This window comes from [Clostridium] clostridioforme AGR2157 (genome assembly GCF_000424325.1).
Lineage (GTDB): Bacteria > Bacillota > Clostridia > Lachnospirales > Lachnospiraceae > Enterocloster > Enterocloster clostridioformis_A.
On the sequence record NZ_AUJR01000033.1, the window covers coordinates 17,182 to 38,870 of the forward strand.

A 21,689-nucleotide genomic window follows, 5' to 3' on the forward strand; every position below is an offset into this window, starting at 1 on the left:
TATCTGACTGTTTAAGGCGGCTCACAATAATAGCCGCCTCAGAGAAATCTATTAGAGATCTCCGCCGAACCGTCAGCTCTTCTTAATAAAATCTGTCCCGCACTTCGGGCAATGAACGCTGACCTTCCCGTGTCCCCTGGGTATACGCACCTTCTGCCCGCATCCTGGGCACTTAAAGATGCGGTATTTCCGCCCCTCTGTGAAACGGAATTTGATTTTCCTGGAATATTCCGTCACATAAAACCGCAGGCGCAGATAAGCCTGATTTTCCTGGTAGCGTTTCCCTACATTTTTTGAAAACATCCGGAAGTACAGGCAGATAAAGCCCGCCAGCTCAAGGATATACAGGAATGAGGACAATATCCTTACCCTGACAACAACGTTCAGGAAAACCAGCACGAGCACGGCATACATAATAAACTGGCCCAGCTGGTCCATACCATATCTTCCTATCATGAAACGCTGGAATTTTTCCCTGATTTTATTCATCTGTAAACTATCCTTTCCCAATTGTCCGGCCTGCTGCCAGATGCATCCCTCAGGCAGCTGCGGATTATTCATCCGAAAGTACTATAACCTAATTTTTATGGTAAAGCAATGTACAGACGGGATTTTAATGATTATTTTATAAATACAGGCGCCGGATGTCACAGACGCCGGACCGCGTCCATGGCAAGCTCTGAGCGCCCGCACTCGCTGGCATTCAGTGTAATCTGCCAGCAGAGCCCGCTTCCCTTCATATGTTCCGATGCATAGCTGAGTCCATTGGTGCGCTCATCCAGAAAAGTCCTGTCTATCTGGTTGGGGTCGCCTAAAAGGATGACTTTTGTCCGGTTTGGCGTCATGTTGTATGCTTTATCCACAGGAATCCCTTTTTTCTTAAACTCCTTCACATCCTCCTCCGGTATGAATACCTCGCAGCGTCCCGTGTACTGCTCATCCCTGTCCGACACCTGTTCCGTGATGAAGTCCTCAGCCCGTATCCCTATAATCTGTGCCTTGATGCGCAGCAGAATATATCTTGACATTACATTTCCCATCCCCTATAATCAAAATCGGTCTGCGGACTGCATTCCACGATATAAGTACAATATGGTAAAGAGAAAGGTGGCTAACTGAAATATGATTATTAGATGAATGAACAGCAGCAGATGATTTACACACTCCCTTTCCTGGCTGTATAAAGCCGGGCGGATTTTGTGTGTCTTTGTCATTTCGTTCAGTCATTCAGGGAATCATATTCCATAGGGCCATATTTTTATATAACAGGATGCATCTGTCTATCCATATGCATCCGCCGCAGCGGACTGGCATGTCCCGGCAGGCGCGCGTAAGCTGCTCCTGCCTGTACATTCCCGCTCCTTTGGCACCCTCACAGGCCAGGTTTATATCCCTTCTGAACGAAGTGCGTTTAGGAGGGACTTTTTTATGTTATTAAATGCACTGAATATTAAAAAAGAATATGGAATCCAGACCGTACTGGATATTGAAAAACTGGAAATCCGGGACGGGGACCGGATTGGACTCATCGGACGCAACGGGGCCGGGAAATCCACCCTTTTAGGCGTTCTTTCCGGAAGGATTGCCTGCGACGAGGGCGTGGTGAAAAAGTATTGTCCCATTGCTGAGATTCTCCAGACCGGGGAAACTGAGGATGAACCCGAGGCCAGGCTTTTAAGCCAATTAAAGCTCCGTGACAGCGCTGTAAAAAGCGGGGGCGAGAAGACCAGACGTGCCATCGGGGCGGCATTTTCCAGCCAGGCCCCGCTGCTCTTTGCCGACGAGCCCACCACCAATTTGGATATGGAAGGCGTGGAGCTGTTGGAGAAAATGGTGAGGGAATACAGGGGAGCCGTCCTGATGATATCCCATGACAGGACTCTTTTAGACCGGGTCTGCAATCAGATATGGGAGCTGGACCGGGGAGCCGTGCGCGTCTTTGACGGCAATTACTCTGACTGGGCCGCTCAGAAGGAACGTGAACGGGGCTTCCAGGAATTTGAATACCAGCAGTACCAGAAAGAAAAAAAGCGGCTGGAGCGTGCTGCCGATGCCATGCAGAGAAAGAGCCGGAAAATGGCAAAGCCGCCCAAACGCATGGGCAGCAGCGAGTGGATGCTCTACAAAGGCGTTGCGGCTGTCCAGCAGGGTCATGTCCAAAGTAATAAATCCTCTGTCATGAGCCGGCTGGAGCACCTGGATAAAAAGGACCGCCCGGACGAGCTGCCCCAGGTGTCCATGAAGCTGCCGGACGCCGGGCGGATACGGGCCAGAAATGCGGCCTCCATCCGGCATCTTACCGTGAGTTACGGGAATCGCACTGTCCTGGACGACGTGAGCCTGGATATAGAGGCAGGGAGGCGGACCTTTATCACCGGCAATAACGGGGCCGGAAAGTCCACTTTAATCAAAGCCCTGATGGACAGGGCCCCCGAAACCTTCATCACCTCCGAAGCAAGGGTCGCCTATTTTTCCCAGGACATGGACACCCTGGACCCGAAAAAAACCGTGCTGGAAAATGTGGCGGAGGATGCCGCCTATCCCCAGCACATCTGCCGGGCCGTCCTGTCCAATCTCTATATGACTAAGGAAGATATGTTTAAACCGGTCAGCGTATTATCCGGAGGAGAAAAGGTCAAGACCGCCCTGGCCAAGGTTCTGGTATCGGGCTGCAACTTCATGATACTGGACGAACCCACCAACCATATGGATGTGTATACCATGGAGGGCCTGGAACATCTGCTGGAAAGCTACGACGGGACGCTGCTGGCCATCAGCCACGACCGTACCTTCATAAGCCATACAGGGGATGTGGTCTGCCGGCTTGAAAAAGGAAACATACACAATATCCAATGACACATATCAATGATGCGCTGTCATTTTACAGCGAATTAAGGTCACGTTTCATGAAGCTGCTGGCAGAGGAAGGGAAAGCATTGCACTGATAGGATACCAGCCTGCCATGCTGGAACAGCTTGCAAAGGTGCCGCCTCTCTTATGGGCCTGCCAAGACTGTGCTTTAAATTTGCGGTCCTTCTTGCAAAATACGTCTGCCTGATGCTATAGTATAGAAAGATTTCATCAGGACGATTATCAATTGAAGGAGGATTACTATGGCATCACTGCCAAGGATTGGCGAAACCATAAGCGGTTTCACTGCCGCCGAACTTGGAACCATACACATGCTGGGCGCCAGGACCGTTCTGTTTAACCATGAATCAAGCGGCGCCCAGCTTTTATATATTCAGAACGACGACCGGGAACTGGGTTTTAACCTGATTTACCGGACGCCGCAGGTGGATGAACGGGATAACTCCCATATATTGGAACATCTCATTCTGTCCTCCTGTAAAAAGTATCCCAGCAGGGATATCTTCTTTGACATGGACAGCAAGAGCTATACTACCTTTATGAACGGCCTTACGGACAATACCTTCACCTGCTATCCGGTGTGCAGCCAGAGCCAGGAACAGCTTTTAAAACTGATGGATGTTTTCCTGTGCTGCATGGAGGAGCCGGATGCCCTGAAGGACAAAAATTTTTATCTGAGGGAGGCCCTACGGTATGAGCTCTCATCCGCCAAAGGCCCCCTTACCATGCAGGGCACGGTGCTCAGCGAGGACTGGGGCCATCTGACCGACATCCTGGAAAATGCAGACAGCGCCATGTCCCATACACTTTACGAGGGCGCACGCACTGCCAACCTGCTGGGGCGGGCTCATCTGCATTACAGGGAGCTGTCCTATGAGCAGGCCAGGGAAACCTTTGAGCGATGCTACAGCTACTCCAACTGCCTGATTACCCTATATGGAAATATGGATTACTGGACCGTACTGAGTTTTCTGGACAGGGAACACCTTTCCAAGGCCGCGTCACAAGGCCGCAGCCTTCTTGGGGAGTTTGAGGAACCGGTGAAACCAGGCTTTCGGACCTGCGCGGCTCAGAGTCCCGCTTATCAGGGCAGCCCCTCGGAACACGCCTCTGTCATAGACTACGGCATAGACCTGTCAGCCTGCACAAAGGAGGAACTCATATACTGGGACCTCTTTGCGGATATCCTGGATAACGATACCTCTCCCTGGCACAGATATGCCAGGGAAATGGGACTCAACCATGTGATGGAAGTCTATCTGGATATTCTGCTGCCCCACCCCTCCCTAAAATTCCGCCTGCGCAACGGGGATTCCTGTCTGAAGGAGGCATTTTTGGACTCCATCAGGAAGGCCCTGGAGGATATCAGCCGTGATGGTCTGTCCCCAAAGCTGTACCGGGCTTCCATGAAGGAAAACCGCCTCTCCGACTCCCTTACCCGGGAAGCCCCCCATCTGGGCTTTAACCTGTCTGAGGAAATCGGACGTTACTGGAGCACCACAGGCCGGACCGATTATTTTCAGCTCTATGAGGAAGCCTTCCGGCGCTTTGAGGAAGATTCCGACCAGGCCATCATAAAGAAGCTGGCTGCCTCTGCCCTTCATCCCTCCGCCAGCGCCCTGGTCGTGACCGAACCTGTTCCTGGTCTGGCTGAGCAGATGGAGGAGGAAAAGGAACAGTACCTTAAGGAAAAGCTGGCATCCATGACTGCGGCTGAGCAAAAACAGCTGATAGAGGAAACAGCTGCCTTCCATGCCTGGAATTCCAGGGAGCGGAGTAATATGGACTTTCTCATACGGCCGGAGGAGCTTCCTGAGCCAGCTGAAGCATGCCCCTTTACAAAAAGACAGTGGGGAACCATCACATGCTACACATCTCCCTCCCCCTCACGGGGCGTGGGCAGTTACCAGCTCTATTTTGACATCAGCCGGATTGAGAAGGACGACCTTAACTACCTTACGCTCTATCAGATGCTTCTCACGGAACTGGATACAAAGCGGTTTACGGTGGAACAGCAGAAGAACCTGGAGCAGGAATACCTTCACGACTGTACCTTTGACGAGCTGTACCCCGGAGGCGAGGCAGGCCCTCTAAACCATCCCATGATGAGCGTATTCTGGTACGGACTGACCGAAGACTTTGAAGCCGGACTGGATTTTCTCCTGGATGTAATGGACGGCGGAGATTACAGTGACACGGATACCATCATACAGGTCCTGGAAAAATATCTGCCTGACTACGACCTGTCCAGGGCGGACAATGCCTCTGCCCTGGCCTTCAGCCTGTCCGAAGGCTATACAAGACAGGAATGCAGGTTCCGCAATATGCTAAACAGCCAGGAGAATTATTATTTCCTGAAGGATGTCCTGAAACGGCTGAAGGAAGAGCCTGATTTTGGGACCGCGGCAGCTGCCAGGCTTGAAACCATTTCCCATACTATATTAAACCGCCGGGGCCTGGTATTCCTGGCAGCCGCTTCACCGGATGTATTAGAAAATCTGGAACAGACTGCCGTGGATATACTTGGGAGACTTCCCGGTTTTAAGGAAGGGCACAGCTCTCCCGCTCCGGCCATCTGGATTCCGGACCAGAAACAAAGACTGGCCGTGTGCGTGGAAGCCTCCTGCCAGGAGACACGGCTCATGGGAGACTTCCATGGAAATCCAGACTTTAAGGGGCGTTATCTGCCCTTTCTCATGGCTGCGGCGGATAAATACCTAAAGCCTGCCATCCGCTACCAGGGCGGCGCCTATGACAGCGGCATTGACTTTTACATTCCTGCCGGCTATTTCTCCCTGTGGAGTACCGCGGATCCGGAAGTCAGGAGTACGCTAAAGCTGTTCCTGGCAACCGGCGCACAGCTCATGGAACTGCCGCTGACCCACGAGGAACTGGACGGCTACATCCTGAACGCCTATGCCCAGGCCCTTCCGCCCTCCGGAACCTTAAGCACCCGCATGCGGCACATGCGCAGGGACATGGTGAACATGGATACCCGCAGAATAAACGAAATGATTTCAGATATCAGGAATGCGGCCCTCTGCCACCAGCAGGACGCGGCCCGGGTCATTGATGAGATTTTGCGGCGTAGCGCCATTGTCACAGTGGGAAATGAGAAATGTATCATGAGGGATAAGGATGTGTTTGATCAGGTTTGGATTTATCATACGGATTATGTGTAAATGGCTGGAATGGGAAAAGGGGCTATCGCACTAAGTTAAAGCGACAGCCCCACCTTGTTTTCGGTTATCTCATTTCATTTTTGATCTCATGACTTCACCAGAAATCCTCCGTCCACAGGGATAACTGCGCCGTTTAAATAGTCGCTGGCGGAAGAAGCCAAAAACAGTATGGGACCCTTTAAGTCCTCGGGTGTGCCCCACCGGCCTGCGGCGATCCGTTTCGTGCACTCGTCCTTGCGCTCCTGGCTCATGCTGGCGCACATCTCCGTGTCCATGTAGCCCGGGGCGATCACATTGCAGCAGATGCTGTGATCCGCGCAGTCGGAGGCAATACTCTTGGAGAGCTGAGTCACAGCTCCTTTGGCCGCAGAGTACGCCGGCACGGTAGTTCCGCCGAAGAAGGAATTCATAGAACCGATATTGATGATCTTCCCCACGGTGTCCTTGTCCCGCATGACCTGAATGGCCCGCTGGCACATAAACCACACATGATTCAAGTCCACGTTAATCACCATGTTCCACATCTCCTCCGGAAACTCCCAGGGCTCATAGCGTCTCTGGATGCCTGCGGCCGGAATCATGACATCCAGCTTTCCCCCCAGCAGCTCCATGGCCTCATCGAACATCCGGTCCAGCTCTGCTTTTTGGGACAAGTCGCCGGCTACGCCGTAGGCCTTATAGCACTTCCCGCAGTATTCCTCCACTGCCTGATGCAGCTTCTCCTTCTGGAGATCCATCAAAACCACCTCGGCACCGTTTTCCAAAAGCCCTTCCGCCATACCTCTGGACAGGCCCTGAGCCCCGCCGGTCACAATGCACTTCTTTCCCTTAACACTGAATTTTTCTTTATAGTCGTAAGCCATTTTCCTTACTCTCCTCGTCAATTATAATCTATATTCTCACGGCGTCTGGAGCGAGCCGTCCCGGTTCCTGGTCTGGGTCCAGGTGGTCACCGTGTTCTCGCAGGGATACTTAGCTGCCTCCCGCTCATTGATGTCCACCCCCAGACCAGGCCTTTCGTTGGGATACACGTAGCCGTCCCTAAATTCCGGAAGCCCAGGAAATACCTCCAAAAGCGCACCTTTCGGCCCCTTTAAATCCTGGATCACAAAGTTGGGCGGCTCAATACCGGACCACTCCTGAACCCCGAAATTCACAGCCGCCAGGTCGATATGGACATTGGCCGCGTGTGCGATGGGTGACATATCCCCCGGACCGTGCCAGGCTGTCCGGACTCCGTACTGCTCCGCGAACATCTGGAGCTTGCGCGCAGGCGTGATGCCTCCGATCTGGCTTATATGCACCCGGACGTAGTCGATCAACCGCCCGCTGATCAAATCCCGCCAGTCAATAGATCGGTTGAACAGCTCCCCCTGGGCGATGGGTACCTCGCTATGGTGCCGGATTTCCCGCAACCACTGGGTCTGCTCCACGCAGACCGGATCCTCCAAAAACAGCAAGTCAAAGGGTTCCAGCTCCCTGGCCAGCTTCACAGCTTCCGGCGGTGTCACCCGCTCATGGACATCGTGAATCAGCTTGACGCCATACCCGATTTTGTCCCGGATTCCCGCAAACAGCTTTACCGTGTCCCGCACATAGCGGGCCCCATCCAGGTAAACGCCGGGCTGAGCCCCTTGGGGGGCGGTTTCAGGAATCACGCCGTAACGTTCCCCTCCGTACCCTCCGCACTGGCAGCGGATATTCTGGATACCCAGTTCCCGGTACCTCTCAATATTTTCGCAGAGCTCCTCCAAATCCCTTCCATCCGCGTGGCGGTAGACAGGCACTCCCTCGCGCACCTTGCCGCCGAACAGCTGATACAGAGGCATATCAGCCAATTTTCCCTTAATATCCCAAAGGGCCATATCGATTCCCGAGATCGCGTTGTTCTCGATGGGACCGCCTCGCCAGTATCCATTCTGATACATGAGCTGCCAGAGTTCCTCTATATTTTCCGCATTCCTTCCCTTTAAAAGCGGCGTCAGATACTCTTCCACCACCAGCTTCACCGCCAGATGGCGGTAGGTAAAGGTTCCGCAGCCCAGGCCGTAAAGGCCTGGCACATTGGTGTCCACCCGCACAGCCAGAAGGTTGATCCCCTCCGGCGCTGTGCAGATGACCCTGATATTCTCGATTGTCACTGCCACTGTGCTTTCTCCTTATGCCTGATAAGTCTCTAACGCCGTGATGGCCTCCCGGATCATCTCCTTTGTTACCGGGTACGGCGTATGCTTTAACTCCTGATTCTCCATCGTCATCTTCAACACATCCTCCAGTGGATCCGAGGGTTCCAGCTCCAGATCTCCCAAGCAGGTAGGCAGCTTAATAGCCTTGCTAAGCCACCAGGCCTTGCTAAGCTTCTCCCAGTCCTGGTCTACCATGAGATTGACCAACATCCCATAAGCGACCACCTCCCCGTGGAGATGCCGCTCCTCGATACACTTGCGGCTGGTCATGCCGTAAAAAAGGGCGTGGGCGATACCGCCGTTGTAGTCCGGATGGGCAGACACAGAAACAATACCTGGAGATATGACGATATTTAAGATCGTCTCCTCCAGCTCCCGGCTGACCACTCCCTTCTTGGCGTCCTCTATGGCCTTCTCCGCCATCTCCAGCATAGGATAGAAGCACATACTGCCCGCTTTGATTCCCAGAGCACTGCCATAATCCAGGGGTTCCCCGGCCTTGGCAGACCAGGCGGACTCCACGTGCTTTGCCATGGCGTCTCCGATGCCTGCCCAGAGGTAGCGCACTGGGGCCGCCAGAGCCAGCTTGGGGTTGATAAAGCAGTGTACAGGAACATTTTTCAGCCTGAGGATCTCTCGGAAGGATCCGTCCTCGTGGTAGAGGATGCTGATCTGCGTGATGGGCGCACAGTTGGAGGCAATGGAGGGGATTGTGTAGACCGGCTTTCTCAGCCTGTCGCCTGCCGCCTTTACCGTGTCGATGCACTTGCCTCCTCCCACGGCCAGAAGTACGTCCGCCTCCCGGACTGCCGGCTCCCTCTCCAGCCGCTTCACATTTTCCACAGTTGCGTCCTTTCCGTAAACCACTGCCCCGGTCAAGATAATCTCTGCCCGCTCCAAGGACGGGAGCACATAATCTTTTGAAGCCGCCCATGCCCGTTCACCGCAGATAACGGCCGCTCTCTTCCCCCTACCTATACGCTCCGGGAAGGTCTCAAAGGCATCCTCGCCCATGGTAAACTGGGGGAGATAAATGGAATGATATTGATTCATGGTCTTTTTCACCTTTCTCTTTTCAGTTCATCTGTTCCCGCCTGGGATCCAATACCGCCAGATCATAACTGCGGCTCTCATGGGAGTGGGCTGCCAGTACCCAATAATAAGCATTCCGTGTCCCCGGGGAAGCCACAGTAGGGTGGTAGCCCCTGGGTGCTAGCACCATGCTTCCGCTCTTCACCGGATGGGCAACGATATTGTCTACGTCCCCCGGGACGATGTAGCTTAGGTGCAGCCCGAAGCGAGGCTCATCCATGTCGAAATAGCAGTAAACCTCCTTAGGTGAGAAACGTACAAAAACATTCTGAAAATACACACAGAAAAAATACTCCCACATAGCCAACCAAAAACGGGATCTCCGCCTTGGCGATTTCCCCCATCTTCAGCTTTGACACCGTCGCCGCCGAGTAGATGTTCACCGCTACCGGAGGCGTCATGGTTCCCACTACATTGGAGATGCACACGATCATTCCAAAGTGTACTACATTGATGCCCATGCTCTGGGCGATAGGCCACAGCACCGGAACCAGCAAAACCGCGATGGCTGTCCCCTCCATAAAGGTCCCGAAGATCAGGAGAATCACCGCTACCACCAGGCAGAACATTGTTGCATTCAGATTCATGCCGATCACCGTATCCACCAGGGCCTGGGAAGCGCCGGAGATCGTGAACACCCATGAGAAGGCTGTGGACGCAGCGATGATGAACAGGATCATGGCAGAACTCTTGGCGGAGTCCTTGATGATTTGGATCGTGTCCGGCAGATTCAGCTCACGGTAGATAAAAGCCCCGGCGATAGCTGCCCACACAACAGCCACCGCCGCGCTCTCCGTGGCGGTCAGCATGCCGGAATAGATTCCCCCCAGGATAATGATGGGCGTCAGCAGCGCTGGAATGGCGTCCAGAAAAACCTTCACAACCTCGCCAGGTGTGCGCTTCACATTCTGTTTAGGCCACTTTTCCTTATGGGCAAACCACAGCACCTCCGCCATGAGCACCAGCATGATCACGATACCGATCATCATGCCCTGCTTGAACATATTCCCAACAGAGGCACCGGTCAGCGTACAATAGATCACCATGATAATAGATGGCGGAATGATGGGCCCAAGCCCGCCGGACACCACTAGAAGTCCTGCAGTCCGCGGCCCTGGATAGGCCTTTTTGATCATATCCCCGTAGAGCATGGTTCCGATGGCAATGACCGTTGCCGGGGCGGATCCAGAAAGAGCCGCGAAGAACGCGCAGGCCAGAACCAGCGCCAGGCTCATGCCTCCTCTCACGTTGCCCACCAGGCAGTCCGCGAAATCCACAATTCGCCTGGAAATTCCACCCTTCGTCATCAGATTGCCCGCCAGCACAAAAAACGCGATGGCCATGATGGAGCTGGACTGCAACCCGCCAAAGATCCTTTGGGCGATAGCCGTGGAGGAGGCCGGAAGACCCCCGAACACCACTGCCGTCAGGGAAGCCACGCTCAGGGAAACGGACACCGGCACCCCGATCACCAGGCAAAGAATAAAAATCAAAAATAAAATCAATCCTGCATTCATGTCCTGTCCCCCTCTTTCTTTCCGAATTCTGTAATCTGCTGTACCAGCGTGATAGTCTGAATGACGAAGATCAGTCCAAAGGCCAGTAACAGCGAGAAATACATCAAAGACATGGGAAGCTTCATCACAGGCGTAGTTTGGCCGGCCTGAAGCTGCTTTAAGACCAGGGCCCCTCCCGCTTTAATCATGATGAAAGCAAATCCCACCAGAATCACCTGCCGGATAAGATCAACAATCTTGCGGACCGCGCCGTGAAGCTTGTCCACCACGGCAGTCACAGCCACCTGGGTACCGTCTCTTAGGCCTACCTCCGTTCCCAGCAGCGCCATATAGGTCATACTGTAGATGGCTGTCTCCTCTGTCCAGGGCATGGAGGCCTGGATATAATTCCGGTTCAGCACGGAAATGAAATAGGAAACGACCATGGCCACAAAAGCAGCGACCATGACTGCGTATTCCGCCGATGTGACGCATGACAGAAGTTTTTTCAAAAATTTCATACGAATCCTCTCCTCTGTTCCTACTGCACTGCCTTCTTGGCCGCGTCCACAGCTGCCACCCATCGCTCGTCGTAGGAAGCGCCGGCCTTCTCCTGGGCTGCCTGATACTCTTCCTTTAACCCCTCGGTATCGATATCGTAGAAGGTCACACCTGCACTCTCCAAATTTTCCACCGCCTCCGCGTTAGCCTCGTTCAGGTAAGTCCACTGAGCCTTGCAGCCCTCCTGCACCGCGTTGACAAAGGACTCTCTCATGTCCTCGGGAATCTTATTCCAGGCGTTGTCGCTCATACAGATCGGGATGTAGACGAAGCAGTGCTTTGTGTTCGTGATAGAATTCACCCCTGCCTCATAATACTTATTGATCCAGCAGTTAGATACTGCGTTCTCACAGGCATCAATGGTTCCCTGCTGCAGCGCTGTGAACTGCTCGGAGGCAGAGATGGCCACGGGGTTGGCCCCAAAAGCAGTGAATGCCGCCAGCTGGCCCTCGTTCTGCATCACCCGAATCTTCACGCCCTTGAAATCTGCCAGGGTCTGAATCGGTTTCTTGGAGAACACATCCCGAAATCCGGACTCCAGATAGCCAATGACGTGAAGGCCATGCCTTACCGCCTCGGCAGAAATCAAATCTCCCAGTTCATTCTGCACCGCGTAATTAGCCTGGTCCGCGCTGTCCCAGAGAAAGGCCTGGTCCAAAATAGACATCTCGGGAATATAGTTGGCCAGGACTGAGTTGGCGCAGGTAGCGATGTCCAGATCCCCCTGGATCGCCATGTCCAGGGTATCCGCCTCCCCACCCAGAACGCCGCCTGCCTGGATGGTGAGCTGGATCTTTCCCTCCGTGGCCTCACTCACCAGCTCGGCAATCTTTTCTGCTCCCTTGTAATAATTCGACTGGGAGTTATCCACCAATGCCATTGTGAAATTCAGAGATTCTTCATTCGCAGCAGCTTCCGCTCCGCTGTTCCCCGATATGCTTACTCTGTCGCTGGTTTGTCCGCTGCCGGACGAGCCGCAGGCTATAAGCCCAAGAGCTGTCAGTGCCGCGATTCCTGATAATAAATACGTTCTTTTCAACATACTGATTTCCCTCCGTTTTCTGAATTGTTCTGTAAACAAAAAATATATCCGATGAATGCAGTGTAGCACATCGGATATATTTTGTCGATATGTTGAATTTTGTTTCTATATATACTGATATTTATTGTGTATATTGTACAATTTTTTCAAAAGTCATTCGATGACTTTTCCTGCCTTCTGCTGTTCAATCTCCTCAATAATTTTTCTTCGGGTACTGTTTAAGTGATCGATCATACTGTAGCGGGCTCCACTGGCATCTCCCCGTTCAATAGATTCTGAAATCATGTGATGGAATTTCACAGTCTGGTTGGCCAGCTCATCATTTGTTACCTTGCAGAACAAAGGGATTCCCTTGACCACAATCTCCATCAATTTGCAGGCAATCTCATTCTTAGCACACTTGGCAATCTGAAGATGGAACGCTATATCCTTCTCGTAATGGGATTCCTGCATCTGGATCTGCCAGCGCACCTCCGCCTCCAGCTCCATCAGTTTCCGGCAGTCCTCATAAGTCGCGTTGGTAGCCGCCAGGGCCGCGATATCCGGTTCCAGCATCAGCCTTACTTCTGAGAACTCCAGCGCTTTGTTGGGCAGCTCTTCCGGCAAAAACGCTCCCAGAAGGTTTGGAGTCTCTTCCCCGCTGGTCTCAATCGGCTTTTGCTTCTGCTTCAAAAGATAGGTGCCGCTGCCATGAACCACCTCCACCAGCCCCTCAAACCGCAGCAGTTTTACCGCGTCCCGGACAGTCCCTCTGCCGACCTCGCAGTATTCCGCCATCTGCAGCTCATTTGGAAGCCTATCCCCCGCCTTCAGCTCATTCTCAATAATATACTGCCGTATCTTCACTGCCACCCGCTCGGAGAGCGTCTCCGTCTTTTGTCTCACTTCGCCACCGCCTTTTTCTGTCAGTATACAATGCCGCCGTTCTGTAGGTGCAGGCACCCAGGATCAATTTCTCCATTTCGCTTTGTCTTATAAATTCAATCAACCAATCCCGCCATACATGATTCCCAGTATGAACACTATCACGGCCAATGGCACATACACATACTTGGCCAAAGGTCCGAAGAACTCTCCCAAGGGCTTTTTCCGCCCCTCTTCCAGTTCCTCCCTGATCTCCCTATAGCCCAGGATATAATAGATGGATACAGCTCCCAGCACTGCGCCAAACGGCACCACAATAATGGTGATGAAATCCATCCATGACCCCACCTTGGGCTCTGATTCCAGGAAAATGCCCACTAGAAGGGCAATGCCGCTGCAAAGGGCCACGGCCGCTTTCCTGGGAAGCTTAAACCGGTTCTGCCATGACTCGCTTACCGCCTCAAACATATTGATTAAGCTGGTGATGCCTGCAAAAGCCACGGACAGGAAGAATATCACTGCGAACAGCCTTCCCATGGGCATCTGCCGGAAAATCTCAGGCAGGGTGATGAACATAAGGGGCGGGCCTGCGTTTGGTTCAATGCCAAATGCAAATACAGCAGGCATGATGGCAAGGGCAGCCATCATGGCAGCCACCGTATCAAAAAATGCGGTGCGGATGGATGCCTTCGGTATATCCTCTGTCTTGGCCAGATAGGTGCCGTACACAATCATTCCCGAACCCGTGATGGACAGTGAAAAAAATGCCTGTCCCATGGCCATGACCCAGGTATCCACCTTTAGCAAATCACTCCAGTCCGGGGCAAAGAGGAATTTATACCCTTCCGCCGCCCCCGGCAGGAAGGCCACACGGATGGCCAGTATTGCAAACAATACAAAGAAGGAAGGCATCAGGACCTTATTAATCTTCTCGATTCCCTTGGTGGCCCCAAACATAAGGATACCGGCCGCTGTCACCACCACCAGGACATGCCATGGAACACTTCCGAACTCGCCTGTGGCCTGGCTGAAATAGGCCGCTGCATCTGCTGTAAGGATGGCCCCTGTTACGGAACCGGCCAGGGCTCTTACCACCCAGCCCACGATGATGGCGTATCCAATGGCAATACCCAGGGAACCCATAAGAGGAATCCAGGCCAGGAAATACCCCAGCTTACCTTTTCCTATTTTTTCCCAGCAATATTCATAAGCTCCCAGGGTTCCGGTCCTGGCCCGGCGCCCAATGGCAAACTCAGCCGACAGCCCTACCAGGCCGAATAATACAATGAATAAAATATAGGGCACCAGAAACGCGCCGCCGCCATATTGCCCTACGCGGTACGGAAACATCCAGATATTGCCCATTCCCACTGCGGACCCCACACAGGCCAGCACAAATCCCAGGCTGCTCCCAAAGCCGCCGTTCTGGTGCACGGCTGCCGGTGAGGAATCCGTTTTTTTCTGCTTGCTCATAACTTCTCCTTTAGATATACATTTAGTCGGCCTGCACTGCACTGCATGAAAGGGAGCAGAACTGCCTGCAAAGCCATCCTTACTATACTACCCCATTAACGCCATTTAGTCAAAGCTTTAAAGCAAAAAAGCGGCGATTTTAAAAAATTTGTAGCACTTCGAAAATAACCGGCTGCTGTTAAAACATATCAACCACGTCATAGCTGCTTCCGTTCCACACAGCCGGACGCACCTGCCTGGTCTTAAGCTGTTCCACGAACTCTTCCAGCCGGTCCACCTTCTCTGGCAGCCAGGTGGCATACTTTCCAATCTGGCCCGTGGTGTGGGCATCGCTGGCCCCTATGGTCTTAAGCCCTAACTCCCGGCAGTACGAGAGTGCCCTGCGGTTGGCTTCCAGGGCCGTACTGCCGTTGAGCACCTCCACCCCGTGGAGCCCTTTGACCACACGGAGGTTTTCCTCCAGACCGCGGTTATTGTTCCGGAAAGGATGGCAGGCGACACAGAAGCCGCCGGCTTTATTGACATGGTTTATAAAATCCTGGGCATCCACCCGGCAGCCGGGATAATCTTCAATCCCCCATGCCGTGATATCCCCCTGAAGGGAAAAGAACTCAATACCCACAAAAATGGGAAAACCGGTCCTGTCTGAATACTCCGCCGCATATTCCCTGAGTCCCATGCTGTCATGGTCCGTGATGCAGACAGCGTCCAGTCCCCTGCTTCGGGCTATGGTTACGATTTCCTCCAGGCTTATTTTGCTGTCCGATGAATAAGTACACTCGTGAAGATGCATGTCAACCAGCATTTAGTTTCCTCCTATCTCTTGATGATTTTAAGCAGCCTGCCGTCCTCTGTCCATACCAGGCTCTCCAGGTCCATGAATTCGGCTACAAACGGGCTGGCCGGCCTCCGGCAGAGGTCCAGGGGCGCGTCATTTTGAACCAGCTCGCCCTGGTCCATGATGGCAATGCGGTCAGCCAGGATAATGGCCTCCTCCTGGTCGTGGGTGACGAACACCATGGTCAGCCCCAGGCTTTTCTGGAGGCGTTTCAGCTCATGGCGCATCTTGGTTCGCAGGGCAGCATCCAGGCTGCAGAAGGGTTCATCCAGAAGGCACAGCTTAGGCTCCACAATCAGCGCCCTGGCAAGGGCCACCCTCTGCTGCTGGCCTCCGCTGATTTCCTGGATATAGGCCGAGGCATAATCTGTAAGCCCTACCATCTCAAGATAATGCATCCCTTTCTGCCGGGCCTGTTCCCGCTTCACTCCCCGGAATTTCAGGCCGTAAATCACATTCTGAAGCACTGTCATGTGGGGAAACAGGCCGTAGGACTGGAATACGGTTGTCACAGGCCGCTGTTCCGGAGGGATACGGGTGATGTCCTCGCCGTCCAGCCGCACGCTGCCGCTGTCCGGAGCCAGGAAGCCTCCTATCATATTGAGGGTCGTAGTTTTCCCGCACCCTGACGCGCCAAGGATGCAGAGAAGCTGGCCCTGTTCCAGGGTAAGGGACAGATCCCGCACCACTTCCCTGCCGTCAAAATGTTTTTTTAAATGGTTAAGTTCAAGATACACGCCGCTTACCTGCCTTCCATGTTATTAAATAAGCCATGCCTTCCACTGCCAGCACCACCAGTATGATGCTGGCGGCAATCAGGGAGGCCAGGGCGTAGTCCCCGGTATAAACCGCGTCAAAAAGTTTAAACACTGCCAGCTTACGGCCCGGATCTATGAGGAACAGAATTGCTCCGGCCGTAGTCATGCTGCTGGAAAAGTTATATACAAAACAGCTGAGAAAAGCCGGCTTAAGACCGGGCAGTATTACGGTCTTCAGCACCGAAAGCTGGCCTCCGCCCAGGTCCCGCACCGCTTTTTCCTGTGCCCTTGGCACCTGGGTCAGGGTGGCGGAACAAATCTTTGTGGCCGTGGGAAGCTGCTTGAACAGCATGTTGGAAATGACAATCAGGGCCGTGCCTGTCAGCTTTAAGGGCGGAGAATTAAAGGCCAGGATATAGCCGATTCCAAAGCAGGTTCCCGGCAGCATATAGGGCAGCGTGACCAGACAGTCAAAGAAATTCCGGCCAGGAATCTGTCTCCGCTCCATGTAATAAGCGAACAGCATTGCAAAAAGGGTTCCGGCCAGGGATACTATGAACGCATATGCCACGCTCCGCCCCATGGTGCCCAGGTCAAAGCGGACCATCTGCTCCAGATACCGGGCGGTAAAGGAATACACTCCCCTGGTGCTTTTGAGGAAGCCGGATATGAATATGCATCCGTACTGCAAAGACATCATAAAAAAGAATATTATGCTTCCCAGGTTTGAGAGAATCCCTGCCGCCCCGCATTTTCCCAGTGAAAGGGCCAGCGGCTCCTGTCTCCCTCTGCTTCCCTCTGTCAGCATATCAGAACGCTTCATCAGTTTCCGGTAAATGAAAAACGCGGCTATGGACGGAAGCATCAGAACCATGTTCATGGCGGAAGCCTTCTCCAGATTGGAGTATCCCACCAGCTGAAGATATATCTCTGACGCAATGGTGCTGAACCGCCCGCCGATGATGACCGGAGTTCCAAAATCCGCCAGGGAACGGACAAAGGAAAGGAGCAGGGACACCCATATCCCCGGCCGTATAAGAGGCAGTACAATGTCTCCCAGAATGGCCTTTGGGCTGGCTCCCAGGTCCCTGGCTGCCCGGATGCTGTCTCCATCCAGCCTGGTCAGAATTCCCCCCAGAAACAGGGCATTTAAGGGTACGAAGGAAAGGCTCTGCATCAGGATGACTCCCCAGCAGTTATAGGGGTCCCAGCTCAGCCCCAGCAGCCGGTAGGTAATCCACCCCCGGCGTCCATAGAGCTGGATATAAGCCAGGGATGACACAAAGGGCGGGGAAACCATGGTAATCAGCAGAAGCGCCATGCAGAGCAGCCTGACGGCTCCCCGTCTTGTGGCCAGGAACAGGGCCGCCGCCGTGGAAAAGGCAGTGCAGAGCAGGGATGCGCATATGCCCACGAACACACTGTTCCAGAGATTTCCCCTGTATTGGTTCCAGACAGAAGCATAGGCGTCATAGCTTATGGATTTCCCGTCCCACAGGCTCCTAATCAGGATGCAGAGCATGGGCCAGAACACAAACAGAAAAACGCTGGCCAGCAGAACTGCCGGCAACAGTTTGTCCGCCCCATATCCCGCAATGCCAAAAAGGACATCTTTCGATGCCCTTTTGCCATACATGTCTCCATGCATGTTTCTGTGTTTATTTGTATTCATGTCTCCATGGGGGCTGTCAAACCTATTCATCTGCTGCCTTATCTCCCATCAGCGCCTCAAAATGCTCCAGGATTTCCGTACGCTTTTCACCGAACAGGGACAGGTCCTCCTTCATCAGCATACCGGTGTCATATCCCAGGTCCAGTCCTTCCAGGGATGGCTTGATGGTCTTTACGCTGTTCTTCTGGTCTATCTCTGCCAGCATCCGGAGATTCTCGTCACTGCCAAACAGCCACTCTATGAAGTACCTGGCTGCATCTGCATTCTCAGCATTCTTAAATGCCGCCACTCCCTCGGGAACCCACGGAATACCGTCCTCCGGGTAAACGATGGACACATCATACTCGTCCAACAGGGACTCGATGGTGCCGTCAATGTATGTGATTCCGATGGCATATTCATCTGTGGTTACCTTATTCTTAGGGTCGGATCCGCGTTTTGCATAGTAAGCTATGTTCTTATTCAGTCCTTCAAAATAGGACCAGCCTTCATCTTCCCCCTTAGCCTGAAGCAGTGCATTGACCACAGCATAGTTGGTACCAGATACAGCCGGGTTGGACATGATGATTTCACCTTCGTATTCTGCCTTTAACAAATCATCCCAGCTGGCGGGAGCCTCTATATTGAGCTCCTCCATGAGGCCGTCATTGAGCAGAAAGCCTACGATGGTGATTCCCTTGGAATACCAGTAGCCCTCCGGATCCTTAAACTCCTCCGCCAGGTCCGCAGAAGCGTCAAATGAAACCTGCTCTAACAGTCCGTCATCCTTTGCGCTCATGAATGCGTCGATACCGCCGCCAAACCATAAATCGGCAGAAGGCGTGCCGCCCTCCGCGCGGAGCTTGGAAAGCACCTCTCCTGAGGACATGGACAGCAGCTCTACCTTAACGCCGGTATCCTCTGTGAATTTGTCAAACAGGGTTACATAATTCTCGCTGGTAGCTACTACCTTCATGGTGCCGGAGAGAGCCGGAGCTTCTGCTTTTGTTTCTGCATTGGTTTCCTCCTGGCTCTGAACTTCAGTCTCCTGGGTGGTTTCCCCGGTCTGAGCTTCGGTAGCGGCCCCGCTGGTATTATTGCCTGTGTAATTGCTGCTGCCGCAGGCTGCCAGGGCCGGTACCATGGACAATACCATTAACAGGGCAATTATTTTCTTTCTCATCTGTGGTCGTATCCTTTCTTTCATAATAGTATTTTGTATCACTATCCTATCCTCTTAAGGACATTAATTACCATTATTGAATTATAATGAGCAGCGGTCCTTAAGTCAATATGGAGACTGCCTGTATATATAAAAACGAACAGGCAGAAAATCAGATTGGAAAATTCTATTCTTTACCAAGGCTACTTTCGCTGTAATATTTTGTAAAAAGGAATGGACGGTGCCAGGTCATTGTGATAGAATAAACTGGGCTATTTTCCCGGTATACGGCCGGAATTTCTAATGGATATAATGGAGGGGTTTTGAAAATGGAACATAAAAGAAGCCAATGGGCCAGCAACATAGGTTTTATACTGGCCGCTGCAGGAAGTGCTGTGGGACTGGGAAATATATGGAAATTTCCTGGAAAGGTGGCCGCCGGAGGAGGCGGGGCGTTTTTAATCTGTTATGCCCTGATTGTCCTGCTGGTAGGATTCCCGGTCATGCTGGCAGAGCTTTCCATCGGGCGCAGCACCCAGAAAAATGTAGTGGGCGCCTTCCGCCAGGTGAACCCGCGCTGGAGTTTTGCCGGAGGCATCGGCGTCCTGACCTTGTTTGTAATCATGTCCTACTACAGTGTGGTGGGAGGATGGGTGATGAAATACATTGCAGTGTACCTTACCGGGGCGGATTTCAGTGCCTTTGGAAATGACAGCAGCAGATTTTCCGCTTATTTTGCAGATTTCATATCACGGCCCGTAGAACCGCTCATATGGGGCGCTGCCTTCCTGCTTCTGTGTATCTACGTGGTTGTGCGGGGCGTGTCAGAAGGAATTGAACGGGTCAGTAAATTTTTAATGCCCGGCCTGTTCGTGCTGTTAACCGGAATTGTCATCTATGCCATAACCCTGGATGGAGCTGCCGAAGGCCTTAAATATATGCTGGCCGTGGACCCCGCAAAATTCAACGGAGGAACCGTGGTGGCCGCCCTGGGCCAGGCCTTCTTCTCCCTCAGCGTGGGAATGGGCATCATGGTGACCTATGGCTCCTATGTGCCAAGGACAGAGAACCTGGGCAAAAGCGCCGGCAGTATCTGTATTTTGGACAGCCTTGTGGCCCTCTTGTCCGGATTTGCCATCGTGCCTGTGGTCTATATCACGGCTGGTCCCGAAGCCATGGGCATGGGAGGCGGGTTTGCCTTCATGGCCCTTCCTGAGGTGTTCAGCCGGCTGCCCGGCGGCGTGTTCTTCGGTTTTGCCTTCTTCCTCCTGCTGTTCGTGGCAGCCCTGACCAGCGCCATCAGCATCCTTGAGAGCTGCATCGCATGGCTTACGGAAGAATTCGGTTTCTCCAGATTGAAAGCAACCCTGCTTCTTGTGATTCCCATGTCTTTCTTAAGCGCAGGCTATTCGTTGTCACAGGGAGCCATGGACATAAAGCTGCCGTGGTTTGATTTTACCAATGGCGTCCAATATCTCCCCATGAATGCTGTCATGGAAAAATTCACTGACAATCTGATGATTCCCCTGGGAGCCCTGTGCTTCTGCCTCTTCGTGGGATGGGTATGGGGAACAGAAAATGCCTCAAAAGAAATTGAAGCCTCAGGCCACAGCATGGCCAGTAAGCGCCTGTGGGCCTTCCTGGTAAAGTTCCTGGCTCCGGTGGTTATTGTGGTCATATTATATTTTACGGTTGGACGCGGACAGGGCCTGTCCTGAAAAATCCATTCTGTAAATGACGGATTCCACGTCCCATTGCAGGGACTTTAAATCCGACTGGGCCACCATGATTCCCACTGTCATCATGGATAAGGGCACTGCCGCGTTTCATACTGTCCACGAAAACAGCTGCCGGCTCCGGCACCCGGATATGAAAAGCAAATATAAGAATTGCCATGATACAGGCGCCCATTCCGATATTGAGCATCTTCTTCCAGGGAAGCCCGGCCCGTTTTGCTGCGCCCTTTCCTGCGTTTCCTATATCATCTCTTGTCCCCATAGCCAAAAGGATGCCATAAGAATAGACCAGAAGATTATAACCAACAATATAAAAAGCCACGAATATCACAGCCTCCTCCCCGTACAGGCTGCGCACCAGCGGAATCCCCATGAACCCCAGATTGGGAAATATCATCATGAGACGGTAGCTGTTCACCTCCCCCGGCTCAAGCCTCATAATCTTTGTGAACAGCCTGCTCAGGAGAATGAGCACCAGGAAAAACACGGCCACCAGAACCAGGTTCTCTGCTACCATGTGAGGACTGTATGTGATTTTCTTATTCAATACTCCGGATATGATGAGACATGGGTTAAAGATATTAATGATAACGGAAGACAGGCTCTCTTATTTTCAATGATAACTCCATAAATTAGGTTGAGCCGGCAAGAAAGGCCCTCTGCCAATCCCACCGGCTTATTATGTATGGTATCTATATTAAAAGCTCTGACTGCTTGTTTATGTTTTATAGTATACCGGCTATTTGTGTCATAAGTTTGACTGATTTCTAAATAGTT

At 52.7% G+C, this 21,689-nt stretch carries 17 protein-coding genes and 2 pseudogenes; 3 read left to right on the top strand and 16 right to left on the bottom strand.

The window, feature by feature from the left end; genetic code table 11:
• Positions 1-72: 72 nt before the first annotated feature.
• A complete protein-coding gene (locus G614_RS0114565; protein ID WP_027642532.1) occupies positions 73-489 on the bottom strand; it encodes a hypothetical protein in 417 nt (138 codons plus the stop codon).
• A 158-nt stretch (positions 490-647) separates the two neighbouring features.
• Positions 648-863 (bottom strand): annotated as a pseudogene (locus tag G614_RS34460) (PhoH family protein); the annotation flags it as partial.
• A gap of 565 nt (positions 864-1,428) precedes the next feature.
• Here G614_RS34460 and abc-f point away from each other — a divergent pair.
• Complete coding sequence (gene abc-f, locus G614_RS0114580) at positions 1,429-2,856, top strand: ribosomal protection-like ABC-F family protein (RefSeq protein WP_027642534.1); 1,428 nt, start codon at positions 1,429-1,431, stop codon at positions 2,854-2,856.
• Positions 2,857-3,113: 257 nt separating this feature from the next.
• Positions 3,114-6,053, top strand: a complete 2,940-nt coding sequence (locus G614_RS0114590) for a peptidase M16 (RefSeq protein ID WP_027642535.1) — start codon at positions 3,114-3,116, stop codon at positions 6,051-6,053.
• 86 nt (positions 6,054-6,139) lie between these two features.
• Here G614_RS0114590 and G614_RS0114595 read toward each other — a convergent pair whose 3' ends face one another.
• The 13 genes and pseudogenes from G614_RS0114595 to G614_RS0114655 form a co-directional block, all read right to left on the bottom strand.
• Entirely contained in the window at positions 6,140-6,916 is a 777-nt protein-coding gene (locus G614_RS0114595; protein ID WP_027642536.1) for an SDR family oxidoreductase, read from the bottom strand.
• 36 nt (positions 6,917-6,952) lie between these two features.
• Complete coding sequence (locus tag G614_RS0114600; protein WP_027642537.1) at positions 6,953-8,200, bottom strand: enolase C-terminal domain-like protein; 1,248 nt, start codon at positions 8,198-8,200, stop codon at positions 6,953-6,955.
• A 12-nt stretch (positions 8,201-8,212) separates the two neighbouring features.
• Positions 8,213-9,292, bottom strand: coding sequence for an iron-containing alcohol dehydrogenase family protein (locus tag G614_RS0114605; protein ID WP_027642538.1), 1,080 nt, complete (start codon positions 9,290-9,292; stop codon positions 8,213-8,215).
• A gap of 22 nt (positions 9,293-9,314) precedes the next feature.
• Positions 9,315-9,575, bottom strand: a pseudogene (locus G614_RS0114610) (5-deoxy-glucuronate isomerase); the annotation flags it as partial.
• The gene (locus G614_RS0114615; RefSeq protein WP_027642540.1) at positions 9,574-10,848 is read right to left on the bottom strand and encodes a TRAP transporter large permease; all 1,275 of its coding nucleotides are present in this window, start codon (positions 10,846-10,848) and stop codon (positions 9,574-9,576) included. The gene G614_RS0114615 and the pseudogene G614_RS0114610, both read right to left, overlap by 2 nt.
• Positions 10,845-11,348: a TRAP transporter small permease gene (locus tag G614_RS0114620; RefSeq protein ID WP_027642541.1), complete on the bottom strand. Its 504-nt coding sequence runs from the start codon at positions 11,346-11,348 to the stop codon at positions 10,845-10,847. Before G614_RS0114620 ends, G614_RS0114615 begins: the two co-directional genes overlap by 4 nt.
• A gap of 20 nt (positions 11,349-11,368) precedes the next feature.
• Positions 11,369-12,430 (bottom strand): TRAP transporter substrate-binding protein, encoded by a 1,062-nt coding sequence (locus tag G614_RS0114625; RefSeq protein ID WP_027642542.1) that lies wholly within the window; start codon positions 12,428-12,430, stop codon positions 11,369-11,371.
• Positions 12,431-12,583: 153 nt separating this feature from the next.
• On the bottom strand, positions 12,584-13,315 hold the full coding sequence (locus tag G614_RS0114630; protein WP_027642543.1) for a FadR/GntR family transcriptional regulator: 732 nt from the start codon (positions 13,313-13,315) through the stop codon (positions 12,584-12,586).
• 99 nt (positions 13,316-13,414) lie between these two features.
• Positions 13,415-14,767: a sodium-dependent transporter gene (locus tag G614_RS0114635; RefSeq protein ID WP_027642544.1), complete on the bottom strand. Its 1,353-nt coding sequence runs from the start codon at positions 14,765-14,767 to the stop codon at positions 13,415-13,417.
• 178 nt (positions 14,768-14,945) lie between these two features.
• The gene (locus tag G614_RS0114640) at positions 14,946-15,572 is read right to left on the bottom strand and encodes a PHP domain-containing protein (RefSeq protein WP_027642545.1); all 627 of its coding nucleotides are present in this window, start codon (positions 15,570-15,572) and stop codon (positions 14,946-14,948) included.
• 11 nt (positions 15,573-15,583) lie between these two features.
• Entirely contained in the window at positions 15,584-16,342 is a 759-nt protein-coding gene (locus G614_RS0114645) for an ABC transporter ATP-binding protein (protein WP_027642546.1), read from the bottom strand.
• Entirely contained in the window at positions 16,332-18,065 is a 1,734-nt protein-coding gene (locus G614_RS0114650) for an ABC transporter permease (RefSeq protein ID WP_027642547.1), read from the bottom strand. The genes G614_RS0114645 and G614_RS0114650 overlap by 11 nt, the downstream gene beginning before the upstream one ends.
• Positions 18,058-19,197, bottom strand: coding sequence for an ABC transporter substrate-binding protein (locus tag G614_RS0114655; protein WP_027642548.1), 1,140 nt, complete (start codon positions 19,195-19,197; stop codon positions 18,058-18,060). The genes G614_RS0114650 and G614_RS0114655 overlap by 8 nt, the downstream gene beginning before the upstream one ends.
• Before the next feature lie 308 nt (positions 19,198-19,505).
• Here G614_RS0114655 and G614_RS0114660 point away from each other — a divergent pair, with 308 nt between their 5' ends.
• Entirely contained in the window at positions 19,506-20,894 is a 1,389-nt protein-coding gene (locus tag G614_RS0114660; RefSeq protein ID WP_027642549.1) for a sodium-dependent transporter, read from the top strand.
• Here G614_RS0114660 and G614_RS27565 read toward each other — a convergent pair.
• Entirely contained in the window at positions 20,863-21,459 is a 597-nt protein-coding gene (locus G614_RS27565; RefSeq protein ID WP_242828099.1) for an AEC family transporter, read from the bottom strand. The genes G614_RS0114660 and G614_RS27565 overlap by 32 nt on opposite strands.
• Positions 21,460-21,689: the final 230 nt, after the last annotated feature.

What these genes read in the sequence shown, in the direction of transcription:
- G614_RS0114565 (WP_027642532.1), bottom strand. Translation starts at nt 489, where the DNA reads ATGAATAAAATCAGGGAAAAATTCCAGCGTTTCATGATAGGAAGATAT.
- abc-f (WP_027642534.1), top strand. Translation starts at nt 1,429, where the DNA reads ATGTTATTAAATGCACTGAATATTAAAAAAGAATATGGAATCCAGACC.
- G614_RS0114590 (WP_027642535.1), top strand. Translation starts at nt 3,114, where the DNA reads ATGGCATCACTGCCAAGGATTGGCGAAACCATAAGCGGTTTCACTGCC.
- G614_RS0114595 (WP_027642536.1), bottom strand. Translation starts at nt 6,916, where the DNA reads ATGGCTTACGACTATAAAGAAAAATTCAGTGTTAAGGGAAAGAAGTGC.
- G614_RS0114605 (WP_027642538.1), bottom strand. Translation starts at nt 9,292, where the DNA reads ATGAATCAATATCATTCCATTTATCTCCCCCAGTTTACCATGGGCGAG.
- G614_RS0114615 (WP_027642540.1), bottom strand. Translation starts at nt 10,848, where the DNA reads ATGAATGCAGGATTGATTTTATTTTTGATTTTTATTCTTTGCCTGGTG.
- G614_RS0114620 (WP_027642541.1), bottom strand. Translation starts at nt 11,348, where the DNA reads ATGAAATTTTTGAAAAAACTTCTGTCATGCGTCACATCGGCGGAATAC.
- G614_RS0114625 (WP_027642542.1), bottom strand. Translation starts at nt 12,430, where the DNA reads ATGTTGAAAAGAACGTATTTATTATCAGGAATCGCGGCACTGACAGCT.
- G614_RS0114635 (WP_027642544.1), bottom strand. Translation starts at nt 14,767, where the DNA reads ATGAGCAAGCAGAAAAAAACGGATTCCTCACCGGCAGCCGTGCACCAG.
- G614_RS0114640 (WP_027642545.1), bottom strand. Translation starts at nt 15,572, where the DNA reads ATGCTGGTTGACATGCATCTTCACGAGTGTACTTATTCATCGGACAGC.
- G614_RS0114650 (WP_027642547.1), bottom strand. Translation starts at nt 18,065, where the DNA reads ATGAATAGGTTTGACAGCCCCCATGGAGACATGAATACAAATAAACAC.
- G614_RS0114655 (WP_027642548.1), bottom strand. Translation starts at nt 19,197, where the DNA reads ATGAGAAAGAAAATAATTGCCCTGTTAATGGTATTGTCCATGGTACCG.
- G614_RS0114660 (WP_027642549.1), top strand. Translation starts at nt 19,506, where the DNA reads ATGGAACATAAAAGAAGCCAATGGGCCAGCAACATAGGTTTTATACTG.